The 17,696-nt window shown below is 68.1% G+C and carries 16 protein-coding genes; 6 read left to right on the top strand and 10 right to left on the bottom strand.

The genetic code is table 11. From position 1 onward, the window contains the following. Nucleotides 1–5 precede the first annotated feature (5 nt). Nucleotides 6–422 carry a hypothetical protein gene (locus ACFV15_RS04485; RefSeq protein WP_378348725.1) on the top strand — a complete coding sequence of 139 codons (417 nt, stop codon included), beginning with the start codon at nucleotides 6–8 and terminating at the stop codon, nucleotides 420–422. A gap of 223 nt (nucleotides 423–645) precedes the next feature. Here ACFV15_RS04485 and ACFV15_RS04480 read toward each other — a convergent pair whose 3' ends face one another. Together ACFV15_RS04480 and ACFV15_RS04475 are read right to left on the bottom strand one after the other, a co-directional pair. Further along, entirely contained in the window at nucleotides 646–1,896 is a 1,251-nt protein-coding gene (locus ACFV15_RS04480; RefSeq protein WP_378348724.1) for an MFS transporter, read from the bottom strand. Beyond that, the gene (locus ACFV15_RS04475; RefSeq protein WP_378348723.1) at nucleotides 1,889–3,211 is read right to left on the bottom strand and encodes a GH1 family beta-glucosidase; all 1,323 of its coding nucleotides are present in this window, start codon (nucleotides 3,209–3,211) and stop codon (nucleotides 1,889–1,891) included. Before ACFV15_RS04475 ends, ACFV15_RS04480 begins: the two co-directional genes overlap by 8 nt. A gap of 117 nt (nucleotides 3,212–3,328) precedes the next feature. Here ACFV15_RS04475 and ACFV15_RS04470 point away from each other — a divergent pair, with 117 nt between their 5' ends. Next, nucleotides 3,329–3,967, top strand: a complete 639-nt coding sequence (locus ACFV15_RS04470) for a TetR/AcrR family transcriptional regulator (RefSeq protein WP_378348722.1) — start codon at nucleotides 3,329–3,331, stop codon at nucleotides 3,965–3,967. Nucleotides 3,968–4,259: 292 nt separating this feature from the next. Here ACFV15_RS04470 and ACFV15_RS04465 read toward each other — a convergent pair whose 3' ends face one another. Then, complete coding sequence (locus ACFV15_RS04465; RefSeq protein ID WP_378348721.1) at nucleotides 4,260–5,444, bottom strand: amino acid deaminase/aldolase; 1,185 nt, start codon at nucleotides 5,442–5,444, stop codon at nucleotides 4,260–4,262. A 62-nt stretch (nucleotides 5,445–5,506) separates the two neighbouring features. Between ACFV15_RS04465 and ACFV15_RS04460 the strand changes: the two genes are divergently transcribed. Beyond that, nucleotides 5,507–6,811, top strand: coding sequence for a D-arabinono-1,4-lactone oxidase (locus ACFV15_RS04460; RefSeq protein WP_378348720.1), 1,305 nt, complete (start codon nucleotides 5,507–5,509; stop codon nucleotides 6,809–6,811). Here the strand turns inward: ACFV15_RS04460 and ACFV15_RS04455 are convergent. From ACFV15_RS04455 to ACFV15_RS04445, 3 genes are all read right to left on the bottom strand, one after another. After that, on the bottom strand, nucleotides 6,808–7,449 hold the full coding sequence (locus ACFV15_RS04455; protein WP_378348719.1) for an NAD(P)H-binding protein: 642 nt from the start codon (nucleotides 7,447–7,449) through the stop codon (nucleotides 6,808–6,810). The two genes, ACFV15_RS04460 and ACFV15_RS04455, sit on opposite strands and share 4 nt — an antisense overlap. Before the next feature lie 15 nt (nucleotides 7,450–7,464). After that, nucleotides 7,465–8,115: a hypothetical protein gene (locus ACFV15_RS04450; protein WP_378348718.1), complete on the bottom strand. Its 651-nt coding sequence runs from the start codon at nucleotides 8,113–8,115 to the stop codon at nucleotides 7,465–7,467. A 285-nt stretch (nucleotides 8,116–8,400) separates the two neighbouring features. After that, on the bottom strand, nucleotides 8,401–10,176 hold the full coding sequence (locus ACFV15_RS04445) for a serine/threonine-protein kinase (protein WP_378348717.1): 1,776 nt from the start codon (nucleotides 10,174–10,176) through the stop codon (nucleotides 8,401–8,403). 84 nt (nucleotides 10,177–10,260) lie between these two features. On the opposite strand from ACFV15_RS04445, the gene ACFV15_RS04440 reads away from it, so the two are divergent. From ACFV15_RS04440 to ACFV15_RS04430, 3 genes are read left to right on the top strand one after another with little or no spacing between them, the layout of a single operon-like run. Further along, nucleotides 10,261–11,334, top strand: coding sequence for an HpcH/HpaI aldolase/citrate lyase family protein (locus tag ACFV15_RS04440; RefSeq protein WP_378348716.1), 1,074 nt, complete (start codon nucleotides 10,261–10,263; stop codon nucleotides 11,332–11,334). Next, a complete protein-coding gene (locus ACFV15_RS04435; RefSeq protein WP_378348715.1) occupies nucleotides 11,331–12,203 on the top strand; it encodes an HpcH/HpaI aldolase/citrate lyase family protein in 873 nt (290 codons plus the stop codon). Before ACFV15_RS04440 ends, ACFV15_RS04435 begins: the two co-directional genes overlap by 4 nt. 24 nt (nucleotides 12,204–12,227) lie before the next feature. Next, entirely contained in the window at nucleotides 12,228–12,518 is a 291-nt protein-coding gene (locus ACFV15_RS04430; protein ID WP_378348714.1) for a hypothetical protein, read from the top strand. On the opposite strand, the gene ACFV15_RS04425 is transcribed toward ACFV15_RS04430, so the two are convergent. From ACFV15_RS04425 to ACFV15_RS04410, 4 genes are read right to left on the bottom strand one after another with little or no spacing between them, the layout of a single operon-like run. Beyond that, on the bottom strand, nucleotides 12,519–14,060 hold the full coding sequence (locus tag ACFV15_RS04425; RefSeq protein WP_378348713.1) for a hypothetical protein: 1,542 nt from the start codon (nucleotides 14,058–14,060) through the stop codon (nucleotides 12,519–12,521). A 36-nt stretch (nucleotides 14,061–14,096) separates the two neighbouring features. Beyond that, a complete protein-coding gene (locus tag ACFV15_RS04420; protein WP_378348712.1) occupies nucleotides 14,097–15,485 on the bottom strand; it encodes an amidase in 1,389 nt (462 codons plus the stop codon). A 15-nt stretch (nucleotides 15,486–15,500) separates the two neighbouring features. Continuing rightward, nucleotides 15,501–16,268, bottom strand: a complete 768-nt coding sequence (locus ACFV15_RS04415) for an SDR family NAD(P)-dependent oxidoreductase (RefSeq protein ID WP_378348711.1) — start codon at nucleotides 16,266–16,268, stop codon at nucleotides 15,501–15,503. After that, the gene (locus ACFV15_RS04410) at nucleotides 16,265–17,695 is read right to left on the bottom strand and encodes an aldehyde dehydrogenase family protein (RefSeq protein ID WP_378348710.1); all 1,431 of its coding nucleotides are present in this window, start codon (nucleotides 17,693–17,695) and stop codon (nucleotides 16,265–16,267) included. The genes ACFV15_RS04415 and ACFV15_RS04410 overlap by 4 nt, the downstream gene beginning before the upstream one ends. Nucleotide 17,696 lies beyond the last annotated feature (1 nt).

Below are 17,696 nucleotides of genomic sequence, written 5' to 3'. Positions count from 1 at the left end.
TCCAAGTGGATCAAGTCCTTGGGCAGGTTCTCCGTGATGCCGTATGGGAACGCCTCGACATGCTCTCCGACCTGGCACAGCGGGCTGATGCCCACTCCCTGGTTTCGGTAGCCCGCTCCGAACTGCCTCGCCTCGCCGAAGGCTGGCGCGCCATGCTCCAGGCGCACATGCCCGACGAGCGCGGCGACTGCCCCACCTGTTCGACCCGCTGGCACAAGTGCAAGGCACCGTGCTCTGTCTGGCAGGTCGCCCATGAACACCTGGTCGCCGGTGGCCTGGCTCCGCAGCACGACCTGCGGCGTCAGGGACGGCGGAAGAGTGTGCCCAGTCAGAACCGAGGGAGTTCCCCGACCCCCGCGGAGACGACCGGACGTCACGCGCTGATCCCGCCGTCGCGGCACGTTATCGCCGCGACACCGTAAATCCAGGCCGGTGAGCGCGGCGGACCTGAATGCCCCCATCAGGGTTTGACGCCGAATCTCACCTTTAACCGAGGAAGGCTCGTCCGTACCCCCCGAGCGTGACGAGCCTCCCTCGGTTCCTTGAAGTAGTACCCCCGCCCTCAAGAATGCGGCCCCGAACGCCGCGGGTCCCGTGCCGTTGCACTCCCCCTCCCCCGACCGGCACGGGGCCCGCGGTTTCCAGCTAGTTCACTGATTTCACTCGCGTGATGAGCACAGCCGCGAGAATCGTCGCCACGGCGGAGGCGGTGAAGAGCCCCGCATAGCCGCCGAGCAGCGACAGAATCCCAACCGTCGCCGTGGTCGCGACGACCTGGGGCAGTGAGTTCGCGATGTTGATGATGCCCAGATCCTTCGCGCGGTCCTTCGCTTCGGGCAGCACCTGCGTGAGAATCGCCAGCGCGACCGACATGTACATGCCGAACCCGACGCCGAGCAGCGGTGCCGAGATCAGCGAAGCGGTCCAGTTCGGCCAGAACACCAGTACCAGCGCGGCGATCGCCATCACGATCGAAGAGGCGTAGACGTACGGCTTCCGCTTGCCGGACTTGTCGGAGAAATGTCCCGTGACCAGCGCACCGACCACCAGCGCAACGGCGTACAGGCCCATCATGACGAGCAGCCCCGACTCGGGGTCCTCGTAGTGGACGGCGTCCTTGAGGAAGAACAGCAAGTACAGCGTGCCCAGCGCGTTGCCGAGGTTGATCATGAAGTGGCAGCCCCACGCCCAGGCGAAGTCCGCGTGCCGGAGCGGGGTGAACAGGCCGCGCAGGATTTCGGCGATATCGGTGCGCGGGCGGAATTCGGCAGGCAAGGGCGCGTCGGGTGTGCGCAGTACGAACGCCGCCGCGCCGAGCACGACGACGACCGCGCAGACGAGATAAGCGGTCGGCACGCCCGCCATGTCGAGCACCACCACCACGACGACCGCGCCGAGCACGGTGCCGAGCATCTGGCTGATCCCGACCAGTCCGCCGACCATCGCGCGCTGCGGCACCGGCACCCGATCGGGTAAAGCGGACATGAGCGCGGCGAGCATGCCGTTCAACCCGCCTTGGACCAGGCACCAGCCGAGCGTCATCACGACGACGTTCGGCGCGGCGGCCAGCACCACGAACCCGAGCACGCTGACGCCTGCGCCGATGACCGTCCACGGATGGCGACGGCCGAAGCGTGAACAGGTGCGGTCCGACAGCAGGCCGATCGCCGGGTTGGCGATGAGCGCGACCACACCGCCGATCGCGCTGACGATGCTGAAGACGGCGACCTTGTTCGCGGCGTCGAGCAGTTCGGCCTGCTTTGGGAGCAGCACCTGGATCGGGGCGTAAATCCCGAGCCACAGCGCGATGTTCGCGAGCACCAACAACGTCATCCAGCCGCCGCGGACCTTCGTCTGCGGTTCCGCCAGTGCTTCGGGGACCTGTAAGTCAGTCATTGCTGATCAGCTTTTGGTACCAGCGGAACGAATCCTTGGGCGTGCGCTTCTGGGTCTCGTAGTCGATGTGCACGATGCCGAACCGTGGCGCGTAGCCCTTGGACCACTCGAAGTTGTCCAGCAGCGACCAGACGAAGTAGCCGCGGACGTCGACACCCGCGTCCATCGCCTCGCGGACCGCGCCGAGGTGGCCGTTGAGGAAATCGATGCGCTCAGGGTCGTGCACGGCGCCGTCTTCGGCGACCGTGTCGGCGAAACTGCAGCCGTTCTCGGTGATCTGGATCGGCGGGAGACTTTCCTGGTAACGGTTGTGGAAAGAGACCAGCAGTTCACGCAGCCCGTGCGGGACGATCGGGGAATCGTTGGTGGTCATGGGAAATCCGTCGATCGGGCGAAGTTCGAACGGCAGCGGGTTTCCCTCGCCCGGCGCGGCGACGCCCTGCGGCTCGTAGTAGTTGACGCCGTAGAAGTCGAGCGGCTGGTGAATGGCCGCAAGGTCTTCGGCGTAATTCGCGGGCAGGTGATCGAGGATTTGTTCGGGATAGCTGCCGAGCAGCATCGGATCGGCGAAGAGCCGGTTGAGCAGCGCGTCGAGCCAGATGGCGGCCTTGTCGTCTTCGTCGGTGTCGTTCGCGGGCCAGATCGGCGAATGGTTGTTCGCGGTGCCGATGTTGGTCGCGCCCGCGGCGCGCAATGCCTGCACGGCGAGTCCGTGCGCGAGATTCTGGTGATGCGCGGTCGGAATCGCGTCGAGCATCAGGAACTGACCCGGTGCGTACTCGCCGATCGCGTAGCCATAAATCGACATGACCATCGGCTCGTTGAGCGGAATCCACATCTTCACCCGATCGGCGAAACGCTCACCGACGATCGAGGCGTACTCCGCGAACCGGTCGGCGGTGTCCCTGGAGAGCCAGCCGCCGGCGTCTTCGAGCGCCTGCGGGGTGTCCCAGTGGTAGAGCGTGACCGTCGGCGCGATGCCCGCTTCGCACACCGCGTCGATGAGTCGATCGTAGAAATCGAGGCCCGCCTTGTTGGGCGCGCCTTTGCCGTCAGGCTGAATTCGCGGCCAGGCAAGGGACATCCGATAGGCGCCGACGCCGAGTTCGGACATCAGCGCGATGTCCTCCGGGTAGCGGTGATAGTGATCCGCCGCTACCTTGGCGTCCTCCCCCCGTGCGATCTTGCCTTCGGTCTCGGTGAATGTGTCCCAAATGGACGGTCCGCGACCGCCCTCGCGAGTCGCGCCCTCGATCTGGAAGGCCGAAGTGGACACTCCCCAGAGAAAATCGGACGGAAAGTTCAGATTTTCCACTCCAGGCACACCTTCCATCACGGGAACGTGAAAACTTCTCATATACTAGGCCTTCACTCGACGGTGGGGAAGCCTGCCGACACGATAAAGTCGCTGATCAGCAGAGGAGGAGCCGACGTGCCCGACATCCAGGCCGCGAAGGGGACGGACACGCCCCTTCGCCGTCAGCCTGTCCAGCAGCGCAGCGCGAAGCGGGTCGAGCAGATGCTCGACGCGAGCGCCCAGTTGATCGACGAACTCGGCTACGAAGCACTGACGACGACGCTCATCGCGAAGCGCGCGGGCGTGGCCGTCGGTTCGCTGTACCAGTTCTTCCCCGACAAACGCGCCGTCGTGCAGGCGCTGACCCAACGCAACCTCGAGCGCTTCATCCAGCAGATCACCCAGCGGCTCGAGTCGATCGACTCCGGCCACTGGTGGGACGTCGTCGACTCGATTCTCGACATCTACCTGCGGATGCACCGCGAGATCCCCGGTTTCTCGAAGGTCCACTTCGGCGACGTGGTCGACACCCAGCTGCTCGACGAAAGCCGGGACAACAACACGGTCATCGTCGACTCGCTGGTCGGCGTGCTGTCCCCCAACCTGTCCACCCCCGTCGACGACCTGAAGTTCGCGATCACGATCGCCAACGAGGTCGCGGACGCACTCCTCAAGCTCGCCTTCCGCCGCGACCCGATGGGCGACGAGCACATCGTCGCGGAGACAAAATTCCTGGTGAAGGGCTACTTGGCCCGCAAATTCGGCGAGTCCTGATACCCGGCTGCCGCTTTGGTTCGGGCAGCGCGAGTGGAAGCTTTGCTGCGTTAGGCGCAGCAAAGGCTCCACTCGCCCGGACCAGCACCGACCACAGCTCGAAACCGCCTCTGACCTGCGATTTTGCCCCTATCCACAGATTTTGTCCACAGGGGTCCACAACTGTGGACAACCGCGCCGAAATGTCCGGTTCGACCAGGTCGCGTCGGGGTGGGCCGATAGACTGGTGCAGGGCGGAGCCCCCAGGGACGGGCGGGGGGTTAGTTAAGTACTGGGGGAAGTCGAAACGGGCTCAGCCGAAGTTTTTGTGCTCGCCTCGGTAGGTGGGGATGGTGCGCTCGACGCGGTCGCCGACGACTACGTGGTAGGTGTCGAAGCGCTCGGCGAGCTCGCCGGCTTTGGCGTGGCGCATCCAGACGCGGTCGCCGATGCGGAGGGTGCGGGCTGCCTTGCCGGTGACCGGGGTTTGGACTTCGCCCGCGCCTTCGATGCCGGTCAGCGAGAGGCCTTCGGGCAGGTAAGGCTCGGGCTGACGGGACGGGCCCGTCGGGCCGGACGCGATGTAGCCGCCGGAGAAGAGGGTGGCGATGTTCTTGGCGGGGCGGCGGACCACCGGGAGCGCGAACAGCACCGCGGGGCGGGGCTGGAAGCGGGAGTAGCCGTCGAACAGGGTCGGGCCGATCAGGCCGGAGCCTGCCGCGATCTCGGTGACGACGCTTTCCGCGCCGGTCGACTCGATGCTGCCGGTGCCGCCGCCGTTGACGAACTCGAGGTCCGCGATCGCGCGCACCGCACGCACGGCCGCGGCGCGCCTGGCGCTCAGTTCGGCGGCGGACTTGCGCTGGATCCAGCTGACGATCGCGTTCTTGGCGCCGCTGCCCGCGGTGTCGCCGAGGCCGGCGATCTGGCCTTCGTAGCCCATCATGCCGACGAGCCGGAAACCCTTGCGCGCCACGATGGCGCGAGCGAGGTCGGCGGCTTGGTGAGCGGTGAAGACCGGCGAGCGGCGCGAGCCGATGTGCACGCCGGGCAGCGGATGCCACGACACGTCGAGCTCAAGGCAGACGCGGATCTCGGGGTGGTCGGAGCCGAGCGCCGCGTCGACCACGTCGAGGTGCTGCGGCGAGTCGACCATGATGGTGATGGCGGCGCGGGCACGCTCGGACGCGGCCAGTGCGCGCAGCGCCGCGTGGTCGGCGGTCGGGTAGCCGACGAGGAGGTCGTCGGTGGTGCCCATCTCGACATGCCACAACGCCTCGGCCAGCGTGTACGCCATCAGGCCTTCGAAGCCGGGCTTCGCGAGCACGCGCTCGAGCAGGAAGCGGCTGCGTACGGATTTGCTGGCGACACGGATCGGTTTGCCCGCGGCGCGCCGCAGCAAGTCGTCCGCGTTGGCGTCGAACGCTTCGAGGTCGACAATGGCGAACGGCGCGTCGAGATCCTTCGTCGCCAAGTCGTACTTCGTCGCAGTGCTCACGCTGCTCACGGTACGACAAAAACCCTTGAAACGCGAATCTCTTTCACTTATGGTGGTGACGCATGACGCAGTGGACCAACTGGGCAGGTACCGCGACCGCGACCCCGCAGCGGGTGCATCAGCCGCGTGACACCGGTGAGATCGCCGAAGCCGTCGCGAGCGTCGCGCTCGACGGGCGCCGCGTGCGCGCCTGGGGTTCCGGGCATTCGTTCACCGCCATCGCGGCCGCCGACTCCGACGCGATCGACCTCACCGGCTGGACCGGCATCGCGGCCGTCGACACGACGAAACACCTGGTCACGGTCCGATCGGGCACCACACTGCACAACCTGAACATCGAGCTCGACAAGCTCGGCCTCGGCCTGACCAACATGGGCGACATCGACGACCAGACCATCGCGGGCGCGCTGTCCACCGGCACCCATGGCACCGGCGCGAAGTTCGGCGGGATGACCACGCAGATCGCCGCACTCGAACTCGTGCTGGCGGACGGCTCGATCGTCACCTGTTCGGCTGACGAGCGGCCGGAGCTGTTCGCCGCCGCCCGGCTCGGGCTCGGCGCGCTCGGCGTCATCTCCACCGTCACCCTGCAGTGCGAGCCGTCGTACGCACTTGCCGCGCAGGAGCGGCCCGAACCACTCGAGGACGTGCTCGCCAACTTCGAGCGTGACGTCGCCTCGAACGACCACTTCGAGTTCTACTGGTTCCCCTACGGCAACAAGGCGCTGGTCAAGCGCAACAACCGCCTGCCGTCGGGCACCGCGACGAAACCACTCAGCCGGGTGAAGGAGTACATCGACTACGAGCTGACCGAGAACGTCGCGTTCGGCGCGCTGTGCCGCCTCGGCCGCGCGGTCCCGAAACTCGTTCGCCCGCTGGGCAAGTTCTCGTCGAACGTATTGTCCGCCCGTGAGTACAGCGACGTCTCGCACAAGGTCTTCGTCACCGCGCGCAGTGTGCGGTTCGTCGAGTCCGAGTACGCGGTCCCGGTCGAAGCTCTGCCTGACGTGCTCGCCGAGCTGCGCGCGCTCGTGCCGAAGCTGGAGAACCCGGTGATGTTCCCGGTCGAGATCCGCGTCGCGCAGGCCGACGACATCTGGCTGTCCACCGCGTACGGCCGCGACTCCGCGTACATCGCGATCCACCAGTTCGTCGGCATGCCGTACCGCGAGTACTTCGCCGGCTTCGAGGCGATCGTCGCCAAGGTCGGTGGCCGCCCGCACTGGGGCAAGATGCACGACCTCGGCGCCGACGACTTCCGAAAGCTCTACCCGCGTTTCGACGACTTCCTCGCCGTGCGCAAGGAGGTCGACCCGGCCGGGGTGTTCTCGAACGCCTACCTCGATCGAGTGCTCGGACCCGCTTAGAGCGAGTCCGCGATCGGCGTGTCGCCGGAGATCAGTTCGATCGTGCTGCGTGCGGTGCCCGGGTTGTCGAGCAACGCGACCAGGAACGCGGCGACGTCGTCACGCGGGATCGAGCCGCGTCCGGTCGACTCGGCGACATAAACAAGTCCGGTTCCGGGTTCGTTGGTCAACGCGCCGGGACGGAGGATCGTCCACTCGAGATCGCGGGCGCGCAGGTCGTCCTCTGCGGCCTTCTTGGCCTTGAGGTAGAGCCGGAAATCGTCCGAGACGTCGAGCGTTTCCCAGCGGTCGGCGCCCATCGAGCCGACCTGGATGTGGCGCCGGACCCCGGCGCGCTCGGCGGCTTCGGCGAACAAGGCCGCTGCGGCGCGGTCGACGGTGTCCTTGCGGTCGGTGCCGCTGCCCTCACCGGCGCCCGCGGCGAAGATCGCCGCGTCCGCTCCGGAAAGGACACCGGCCACGGTGTCCACATCGGACTTCTCAAGATCGAGCACGGCGGCCTCGGCGCCGAGCGCTTCGAGATCGCCGGTCTGCTCGGGCTTCCTGATGATTCCGACCGCCTGGTCTCCGCGTGCGGCGAGCAGCTTCTCAAGCCGCAACGCGATCTGACCATGTCCACCGGCTATGACGACTCGCATGATCACGAGCCTAAGTCACTCGACGTCGACGGGCACCTCAGTGGTGGCGAGGAGCTCGGCGTAGACCATCTCGTTGACCCAGCGTGAAACCGGGTCTTCGGCCAGCAGCATGCGCTCGGTGCGGCCTTCGAGGTCGAAGTCGATGACGCCGTTGGGGTCCGCGGTGATCACGGCGAGGCCGTAGGCGCGCGCACGCGGCAGGCAGTTCGCCACGTAGTCCTCGGTGAGGGTCGACGGCGACGGCAGGACCATCGCGGCTTCGCCGTAGCGAGCGAACGGGACGGCCGACGCCATCGCGGTGCGCCAGTGCCTGCCGACGGCCAGCACGCCGATGATCTCGGCGGCGGAGCCGGGCGCCGAGCTCGCGAGCTCCGGCCAGGTCCAGGTGTCGACGGTCGCACGGTCGGTCACCGGGCCGATGCCCATCGCGATCCGCTCGGCGTGCACGTCCGTGCGCAGCCTGGCGACGACGGTGACCTTGCGGCCCAGCATCGTCATCTCGGGCAGCACGACCCCGGTCCAGCCGAGCTGGGCGGCGCCGCCGCGGGCCAGCTCCGCGACGGGCGCGGGCAGCTCGATGGGCGGCACCACGCGACTGGGCAGCGATCGGCTGCTCTTCGCACCGCCCGTGATCGCGGTGTTCTGAGATGCGGGTGTTGCCGCCACTGGTCCGCCTCCTTCAAGCTCGTCCGCCCCGAACGCAAAAGGGCACGTTAATTGAGTACCAGTGCGGGACGGCCCGGTCGCCGGGTAACGGGAGTGGCTGCGATCGGCGGCGCCCAGCGGTCGGTGACCGGTCGGCAAGCGGTCACCGGACTTCGGTCCGACCGTGCCGCCAACCGAGTGACCAAGAGCTAAGTGGTGTAACCGAACGATCACGGTGGCGCAGGTAACAAAATGGTCAAGCGGCCCAATGGGTTCGACTGAACGGCGTAATCCACTGTGGACAACTCAGATGAGGGCCAGGAATTCCGGCCGCAGGAATTCCTTGATCCTTTCGTACGGAACCACGATCGTGTGCTCGCCACAGGCCTCGGCGTAGTTGCCGATCGCGGGCGTGAACACCACGAACGTGAGGCCATTCGGCGAAGCCGCCATCTTCACGGCCTCCCGGTGGCCATAACGAGCGAAGATGTCGGGCGTCAGCGGATAGCGGATGGCGTCCTCGCCGCAGAATTGGTTCGAATCCGCCGCGCGCACCTTCGCGATCAAGGTGCGCAGGCTGTCGGAGGTCATCACCGATGGCTTCAAGATGTCCTGCGCGGTCAACGCGCGTCCACTCGTCAGATCGACGGTGACCATGTCCGAGCTTTGCCACGACGCGTGCCCGAGCACCTGACCTTCGGTGGAATGCACGTACCGCACGGTGACCAGCTTGGGACCGCCGAGCATCACCTCCGCCTTGGTGATGGTGGTCGGAGTCTCCGGGTAGTTGGAGAGGAAGTCCGGGCCAAGGCCTGCGAGCAAGTCGTGTATCTCTTTACGACGCCCGTCGAGTGGGGCGGCCAGCGCGTCGTTGACCCGTTTGGAGAGAGCGGGATCGGCTATCCCGGTGACGACCGGGTACTGCCCCCTGAAGTCGAACTTCGGATCCGTGAGGTGCTCGGACCGATCTCGCAGCGCGACATTCACCGCGAGCGGCGTGCTGGTCTGGGTCGTCGAAAGCTGCGCTTCCTTCTCGTCGCCGCCGGTGGACAGCACCACCACAACGGTCGCCACGGCGGCCGTGACCAGCGCACCGACTCCGATCGCGATCTTCGCGCCGATGGTCAACCCTCCTACGCCGCCACCCACGCCGCCGATGCCACCCACGCTGCCACCGACGCCGCCCGCGACTCCGGCGGTCGCGCCGCCGATCGCCGGTGCCAGCGCCGAGCCGACGATGCCGAGCGTCAGCATCGACGGGACGAGCGCGGCGGCGCCGGCGGCCAGTGTCCGCCAGCCCTTGGCCTCCCAGTCGCGGCCGTAACCCGTCTTGGCGGCTTTCTCCAGCTCAGCGGCGAATTTCGCGGCGTCGGCCGGGCGCAGGAGCGCCTCCTTGGCCATACCGCGGACGACGAGGCCGCGTACCGGCTCCGGCACCTCGGCGACGGGGATCGGTGCGCGTTGGTGTGCCTCGCGCAGATCGTCGGTGAACGGGTGGCGTCCCGTGACGCAGCGGAAGAACACGCAGGTCGCGGCATAGACGTCGGTCGACGGGGTGGCCCGGTCGCCGCGCCACTGCTCCGGCGCCATGTAGGCGGGAGTGCCGATCAGGTCGCCGCTCTGCCCGGCGAGCACGGCGATGCCGAAGTCGACCAGCTTGCTCTGGCCTTCGGCGTCGACCAGCACGTTGCCCGGCTTGTAGTCGCGGTGCACGACGCCTGCCGCGTGCGCGCCGGCGAGCCCGAGCAAAGAGCCCTTGAGCACGGCCAACGCGGCCTCCGGCGCCAGCGTGCCTTGTTCGGCCAGCAGCTGCTGCAGTGAGATGCCGCGGACGAGTTCCATGATGATCGCGGCGTTGCTGCCGTCTTCGACGAACTCGTAGAGCCGCGCGATGTGCGGGTTGTCGACGTGCCGGAGTGTCTCGGCCTCGCGCCGGAAGTCGGCGAGTCCGTCCATCCGGGTGAGATATTTGATGGCCACGAACTGACCTGTCACGTCGTGCCGCGCCAGCACGACCTTGCCGAAGGCGCCTTCGCCCAGCGCTTCGAGCTCGGTGAAGCCGGTCAGTTTCGAAGAATCCACACCCCTAAGAGGTGACCTTCGCCGCAGCGGTTCCCGATGTCACCGGTTTAGGGTTACCGACGAGTCACATGCCTTGGAGGACCGATGCGCTCGCCGAAGGATTTCTTCGCACCACTCGCCGTGGGGGCACCCGAGCCGCTGCGCCAGATACCGGTGCCACCGTCGCGGATGATCCACTTCTTCGACCCCAGCAACGAGAAGATGGCCGCGAAGGTGCCGGACATCGCGAAGAAGGTCGACGTACTACTGGGCAACCTCGAGGACGCCGTCCGCGCCGACCGCAAAGAGGCCGCGCGCGAGGGCCTGGTGAAGATCGCGAAGGCCACCGACTTCGGCTCGACCCAGCTGTGGACCCGCGTGAACAGCCTGGACTCGCCGTGGGTGCTCGACGACCTGATCACGCTGGTCACCGAGATCGGCGACAAGCTCGACGTGATCATGATCCCGAAGGTCGAAGGCGCGCAGGACATCCACTACGTCGACCGGCTGCTCGCCCAGCTCGAAGCACGCGCCGGGCTCACCCGCCCGCTGCTGGTGCACGCGATTCTGGAGACCGCGAGCGGCGTCGCGAACGTCGAGGAGATCGCCGGCGCGAGCCCGCGCATGCAGGGCATCTCGCTCGGGCCCGCCGACCTCGCGGCCAGCCGCCGTATGAAGACCACCCGTGTCGGCGGCGGTCACCCCGGTTACCTGGTGCGCACCGACCCGACCGGCGAGGACCTCACCGCGGGCCGGACGACTTACCAGCAGGACCTGTGGCACTACACGGTCGCGCGCATGGTCGACGCCTGCGCGGCGAACGGGATCCTGCCGTACTACGGGCCGTTCGGGGACATCCGCGACGTCGTCGGCTGCGAAGACCAGTTCCGCAACGCGTTCATCCTCGGCTGTGTCGGCGCGTGGAGCCTGCACCCGGTCCAGATCGACATCGCCAAGAAGGTCTTCTCGCCGTCCGTCGAAGACGTCCGCTGGGCCCGCAAGGTCATCGCCGCCATGGGCGATGGCACCGGCGCGGTGATGATCGACGGGAAGATGCAGGACGACGCGTCCGTGAAACAGTGCCGCGTGGTCGCCGAGCTGGCCGAGGAACTCGCCGCGCGCGACGCGGACCTGGCCGCCGCGTACCGCGAAATCGTCGAGGAGGACACCGTCCGATGACCGAGCTCAGGCCGCGCCGTTCGGTGCTCTACATGCCCGGCGCCAACGAACGCGCGCTGGAGAAGGCGAAGGGGCTCCCCGCCGACGCGCTGATCCTCGACCTCGAAGACGCGGTCGCGCCGGACGCGAAGGAAGCCGCGCGCGAGCGCGTCTGCGCCGCCGCGTCGTCCGGCGACTACGGCCGCCGCGAGGTGACCATTCGCGTCAACGGCCTCGACACCGCTTGGCACGACGCCGATCTGCGTGCCGCCGCGCAGGCTGGGCCGGCCGCGGTGGTGGTGCCCAAGGTGAACTCCGCTGCCGAGGTGCACAACATCGAGCGCGCGCTGGAACTCGGCGGCGCGCCAGACCACACCAAGATCTGGGCGATGGTCGAAACCCCGGTCGCCATGCTGCACGCCGAGGAGATCGCGGCGGCGAGCGAGCGGCTGACCGTGCTGGTCATGGGCACCAACGACCTCGCGAAGGAGCTGCACGCCGAGTTCGTGCCCGGCCGTGCGCCCCTGCTCGGCGGGCTTTCGCTGGCACTGCTCGCCGCGCGGGCGACCGGCAAGGTCATCCTCGACGGCGTCTACAACGACGTGAAGGACCTCGAAGGTTTCGAGGCGGAATGCCTGCAGGGCCGCCAGTTCGGCTTCGACGGCAAGACCTTGATCCACCCCGGTCAGGTCGAGGTGTGCAACCGCGTGTTCGCGCCGTCGGCCGAGGAGATCGAGCGCTCGGAGAAGATCATCGCGGCGTTCGAGGCGGCGCAGGCCGAAGGCCGGGGCGTGGTCACGGTGGACGGTCGGATGATCGAAAATCTCCATGTGGACAACGCACGCCGCGTACTGGCGCTGGCCGACGCGATCGGGAAAGCTGGCGACTGAGGCTCATTCAACTTGGGGGTTGGCATGAAACGCTTCGTCGCCGTGTCTTCAGCCGCGCTGCTGGTCTTCGCCGGAGCCGGGACCGCGGAAGGCGCCGCCAATCGCGGTGAGTGTTCCGCGGTCGCCGGTTGCCGGGTGCAGGCTTATCCGAACGGGCCGGTCGTCCAGAAAGTGCCGGACAAGACTCCGCTCTGCGTCTACCAAAAGCGGATCACCGATCTCGGCGACTGGTACGAGGTCAAGGTCGTGAACAGCGACGTGACCGGCTGGATCTTGAACACCGTGCGGACCTATCAGCCGTCGGTGCCCTGCTGATCATTCGGCACGCAGGCGATCCAGTGCCTGGCGTGCGGCCTTGGCGACGAATTCGTCCGGGTGATCGGTGGCGATCTTGGTGAGGACCTCGCCGGTGCAGGGATGACCGCTGCCCGGCATGTCTTCGACCATCAAGACCTGGATGTGGCGTGGTTGCGCAGCGAACTGCGCCATCGTGCGGCCCGGCATCTGGCGGAGGCCGGATGTGAGCACGTCGAGGCGGACGTAGACCAGCTCGCGCTCTGAGATGTCCTCTTCGGGGAGCATGCCGTGGCGGCTCAGCCAGGTCGCGACGCACGGACCGCAGATCGGGTTGTCTCGCAGGGCGACGATCGCCTCGGTGCCGATCTGGCCGAGTTTGCCGAGCAGGTCGAGTGCGAACATCCGGTGCTCGAAGTCGTCGGTGCGGCCGATGAGTTCGATCAGTTCGGCGCGCGCCTCGCGGGGCGCGTGCAGAGCGATCCAGCTCTCCATGAGCGGGTCGGCCAGCGCTGGATCCGAGGCGAGCATCTTCGCGATCATCACTTCCGGGGTCTCGCGGGTGAGCTCCTCGAAGGTCGTGAGGTGGACGCCACCGTGCGCGTACACGCCGTGCAGTGCATGGACGCCGAGCGGCAGGAGCCGGTACAGCGGCCGGGCGACTTCGTCCTCGTCGTGGGCTTCGGGCAGCAGGTGACGGGTCGTGCGCACGTCGCGGACGGCGAGCCCGTAGTCGAAGAGGAGCGTCCGGATGCGGTCGAACGCAGCGCGTTCGACCGGGTCATTCACGACCTTGGACTGCGACCGGAACACGAGGTCCTCCGATGCGTGGCCCTGGCCGCCGAGTATCGCCGCGAGCATGCCCAGCAGGGTTTTGCCGTCGCCGTCGAGGTAACCGGACGGCGACTCGGCGCCCACCCAGATGTCCATCCGGTCGAACATCGCGGTCCAGAGCGCCAGCGCGTCGGCGAGCAGCTCGTCCGGTGGCCCCTCCTCACGGAACATGCCGATGCTCTCGGCGAGCGCGAACAGCCTGCGTCCCTCGGGGAAGTCGTCGATGTCGTCGGGGAGCACGCGGTCCGCGTCCAGCCACGCGAGGAACCCGTACATATGCCGCACCATGGCCGTGCCTTCGGCCTGCTCACGCAGCTCGTCCTCCTCGGCCAGGTCGAAGACCGGGGTGGAGAACTGTGGCAACTGGGCACGGCACTCCCGCTCGCCGAAGCCGGCGGCGATGTCGGCCAGCGCCTCACGCAGGAACTCGACCGAATCGCTGCGGTCGTCGAAGAGATCGGTGTCGGCGAGGAAGTCGAAGAGCGCGCCGATCGCGGCCGGTGTCGCGTCTTCGTCGGGGAACTCGTGGCTGAGCACCTCGCGCAGCACCGCGCCGGTCCAGCGGCCGAGCATGCCGTCGGTCAGGTAGCGATACTCGAGCACCGCGCCCACGGCGTCCGGGTCGACGGCTCGGCCGCGGATCTCGGCCCAGGCCCGGAACTCGTCGAGCAGCCGGCGCCGGGCCCTGTCGAAATCTTCCGGCCCGGCACCGATGAACACCATCCGCATGCGGACAATCGTGGCAGGGGTGATTGAAGAAAAGGACTACGCAATAGTGGGAAATTCGCGCTGCGCCGCCCGCAGCCGCTCGAAAAGCGCGGCTACCCGCAACAATCCGAGGTCGTCGAATCGGCGAGCGGCGATCTGTAACCCGATCGGCTGATTTTCCTTGGTATATCCGGCATTGATGCTCACAGCGGGTTGCCCGGACATGTTGTACGGCACGGTGAAACCGATGTGCTCGAACGGCAGGCCAGGGGCATTGGTCGGCGACGCCCATTCGGCGGGCGGCGCCGGCACAGGACAAGTAGGCGAAAGCACGAAGTCGAATTGTTCGGTGGCGCGCAGAGTCGCGACGGCCATCGCGTCGATCTGCGCGAAACCGCGATAGGTGTCGAGTCCGGAGATCTCGGCGCCCCCCTCGGCCCATTCGGCGATGTACGGCAGCACGCGGGCTTGGCGTTCCTTCGGCAGCGCGGAGATGTCCGACCAGGCACGCACCCGCCAGAACTTGTCGAGCCCTTCGAGCATTTCCCTGGTCAGGAACGGGTCGAGCGACTCGACGACAGCGCCGGCCGCCTCGAAACGCTTGGCAGCGTCGACGATCGCCGCCCGGATCTCCGGGTGGACGCCGAGTCCCAGCCCCGCGTCGAGGTGGAGCGCCACCCGCATGCCGGTGATGTCGATTTCCAGGTCGCGCCAAGGAATTTCCGCTGGTGGCAGGCTCAGGTGATCACGGCCGTCCGGCTGGGCGAGCACTTCCATCAGCAGCGCCGTGTCGGCGACCGTGCGCGTCATGGGACCGGCCACGCGGCCGAGGAACGGCGGATCGACCGGCACCCGGCCGAAGCTGGGCTTCAGCCCGACCAAGCCGCACCAGCCGCCCGGAAGCCGGATCGAGCCGCCGATGTCCGTGCCGACGTGCAGTGGCCCGTATCCGGCCGCGGCGGCCGAAGCGGCACCCGCACTGGAGCCGCCGGGCGTACGGCCGGTGTCCCACGGATTGCGCGCGGTCTCGTGGAAACTCGAAAGTCCCGAGGTCAGCATCCCGTAGTCGGGCATGGTCGTCTTGCCGAGCAGTACGCCGCCGGACTCGCGCACCCGCGCGGCCGCCGGCGCGTCCGCCTTCGCCGGAATCAGCTCGGTCGCGGCCGTGCCCAGCGGTACGGGGGTGCCCTTGGTCGCGATGTTCTCTTTGAGCGTCAACGGGATGCCGTCGATCAGGCCGAGCGGCTCGCCCGCGCGCCAACGGGCTTCGGACGCCTCGGCCGCGAGCCGGGCACCAGCCGGGTCGTACGCGTAGAGCGCGTGCAGCACCGGTTCGAGCGCTTCGACGCGAGCCAAGACGGCCTCGGTCACCTCGACCGGGGACAGTGCGCCCGCGCCGTACGCCGTGCGAAGCTCGTTGGCCGAAAGATCCAGCGCGTCACTCATCCGGGTGCCTCTTCTCTACGACGCCGGTGGCTCGAAGCGGCCGTCGACCGCGGTCCAGCCGCCGTCCACGGCCAGCACGGCCCCGGTCACGAAACTCGACGCGTCGGACGCGAGGTACACGACCGCGCCCGCGAGCTCGTCGGCTCGCGCCCAGCGGCCGAGCGCGCCCTTGCTCGCGTACGCCTGGTACCAGTCCGGGTTCGCCTTGATCGGCGCGGTCAGCGGTGTCTCGACCACGCCGGGTGCGATGGCGTTGACCCGCACCCCGGACGGCCCGAACTCGGCGGCCGCCGTTCTGAGCAGCTGGACCAGCCCGGCCTTGGTGGCCGCGTAGGGGCCCTGACCAGGCTCGACAGTAGTGGCCCTGATCGACGAGAAGCCGATGATGCTGCCGCGCCCGCGCTCGACCATGCCCGCGCCGAACGCGCGGACGACTTCAAAGGTGGCGCCGAGGTTCAGCGCGACGACCCTGTCGAACTCGTCTCGGGTGTAGTCGAGCAAACGCTTGCGGACATTGGTCGCGGCCGTCAGCACGACGACATCGACCGGGCCGAGTTCGGCGGCCGCGCGTTCGGCAGAGCCCGCTTCGAGCAGGTCGATCTCGTAGACCTCGCCGCCGATCGGGGCGGCCGTCTCCTTGGCGCCGTCGAGGTCGCGATCGGCGCACACCACCGAGGCGCCCTGCGCGGCGAGCGCACGGGCGGACTCGCGGCCGATGCCGCTGCCCGCGCCGAGCACCACCGCGCGTCTGCCGTCGAGCCGGAACAGGTTCTCGTAGTTCACGGCCTGATCACCGCCATCCTGGTCACGGTCAGCTCTTCGACCGCGAAGCGCGGCCCTTCCCTGCCGATGCCGGAGTCCTTGACCCCGCCGTACGGCATGGTGTCCGAGCGGAAGCCCGGCACTTCGTTGACCACCACGCCGCCGACCTGCAACCGGTCGAGCGCGTGGAACGCGGTCTTGAGCGAACGGCTGAACACGCTGGCGTGCAACCCGTAGCGCGAGGCGTTGACCTGGTCGAACGCCGTGTCCACATCGGGCACCGTGCGCACGCAGACGACCGGGCCGAAGATCTCCTCGTCCCAGCAGTCGACGCCGTCCGGCACCTCGAGCAGCACGGCCGGGCGGATGACCGTCCCCTCGAGACCGCCGCCGACGACCTTCGCGCCTGCCTTGGTGGCCTTCTCGACCCAGTCGAGCACCCGGGCGGTGGATTTCGGGTCGATGAGCGCGGACACCCGCGTCGACTCCTCACGCGGATCACCGATGACGATCTCGCCGAGCCGCGCGAGCAGCGCTTCGACGAACTCGTCGGCGATCTCGTCGACCACGAGCACTCGCTGCACCGAGATGCAGGCTTGGCCGGACGCATAGAAGCCGCCGCGCAACACGGCGTCGACGGCCGCGTCGAGATCGGCGTCCTCGGCCACGACCAGCGCGGAGTTGGACCCGAGTTCGAGCAGGGTCTTCGTGGGGGCGGCGTTCTTGGCGATGAGGTGCCCGACCGCGGCGGAGCCGGTGAACGACACCGCGCCCACCCGGCGATCGGTGACCAGCGCGTCGCCGACGTCCGCGCCGCCGGTGACGAGCTGGACCATCGCGGCGGGTGCGCCGAGTTCGGCCGCCGCCTCCCGGACGAGGTGGACCAGCCACAATGTCGCGAGTGGGGTCTGCGGTGCGGGTTTGCACACGACCGGGCAGCCTGCGGCGATCGACGGGGCGATCTTGTGCGAAGCCAGCAGGAGCGGGTAGTTGAAGCCCGCGATGCCGACGACCACACCGATCGGCCTGCGCGTCCAGAAACCGACGAGCCCGTCGCCCGAGGGCAGCAGGTCGAGCGGCACGGTTTCGCCGTGCAGCCGCGAGACCTCTTCGGCGGCGGCGTGCCAGGTGACGATCGTGCGCGCGACCTCGACACGGCAGTCGGCCAGCGGCTTACCGGTCTCGCCGACCAGCAGCCGCTCGAACTCCTCGCGATGGGACTCGATGGCCGCGCCGACCGCGAGCAGCAGCGCGCGGCGCGTCCGCGAGGGCAGTTTCGCGACCGTGTCGGCGATCGAGACCGCCTCGTCCAGCGCCCGCTTGGCGAGTTCGGCCGTGCCGACCGGGGCCTGCCCGACGACGTCTCCGTTGAACGGGAAGACGACCGGCGCGGTGTCCTCAGCGGACACCCAGCCTGCACCGATCGGCAGTCCTTCGGGGTACGGCATC

It is taken from the genome of Amycolatopsis sp. NPDC059657 (genome assembly GCF_042734395.1).
Lineage (GTDB): Bacteria > Actinomycetota > Actinomycetes > Mycobacteriales > Pseudonocardiaceae > Amycolatopsis.
Note: the sequence above shows the minus strand (reverse complement) of the source record. Positions and strands in the feature narration are given on the sequence as shown.

Excerpts from the sequence above, each read along its gene's own strand:
- ACFV15_RS04480 (WP_378348724.1), bottom strand. The coding sequence starts at position 1,896 with ATGACTGACTTACAGGTCCCCGAAGCACTGGCGGAACCGCAGACGAAG.
- ACFV15_RS04460 (WP_378348720.1), top strand. The coding sequence starts at position 5,507 with ATGACGCAGTGGACCAACTGGGCAGGTACCGCGACCGCGACCCCGCAG.
- ACFV15_RS04455 (WP_378348719.1), bottom strand. The coding sequence starts at position 7,449 with ATGCGAGTCGTCATAGCCGGTGGACATGGTCAGATCGCGTTGCGGCTT.
- ACFV15_RS04440 (WP_378348716.1), top strand. The coding sequence starts at position 10,261 with ATGCGCTCGCCGAAGGATTTCTTCGCACCACTCGCCGTGGGGGCACCC.
- ACFV15_RS04435 (WP_378348715.1), top strand. The coding sequence starts at position 11,331 with ATGACCGAGCTCAGGCCGCGCCGTTCGGTGCTCTACATGCCCGGCGCC.
- ACFV15_RS04430 (WP_378348714.1), top strand. The coding sequence starts at position 12,228 with ATGAAACGCTTCGTCGCCGTGTCTTCAGCCGCGCTGCTGGTCTTCGCC.
- ACFV15_RS04425 (WP_378348713.1), bottom strand. The coding sequence starts at position 14,060 with ATGCGGATGGTGTTCATCGGTGCCGGGCCGGAAGATTTCGACAGGGCC.
- ACFV15_RS04420 (WP_378348712.1), bottom strand. The coding sequence starts at position 15,485 with ATGAGTGACGCGCTGGATCTTTCGGCCAACGAGCTTCGCACGGCGTAC.
- ACFV15_RS04410 (WP_378348710.1), bottom strand. The coding sequence starts at position 17,695 with ATGCCGTACCCCGAAGGACTGCCGATCGGTGCAGGCTGGGTGTCCGCT.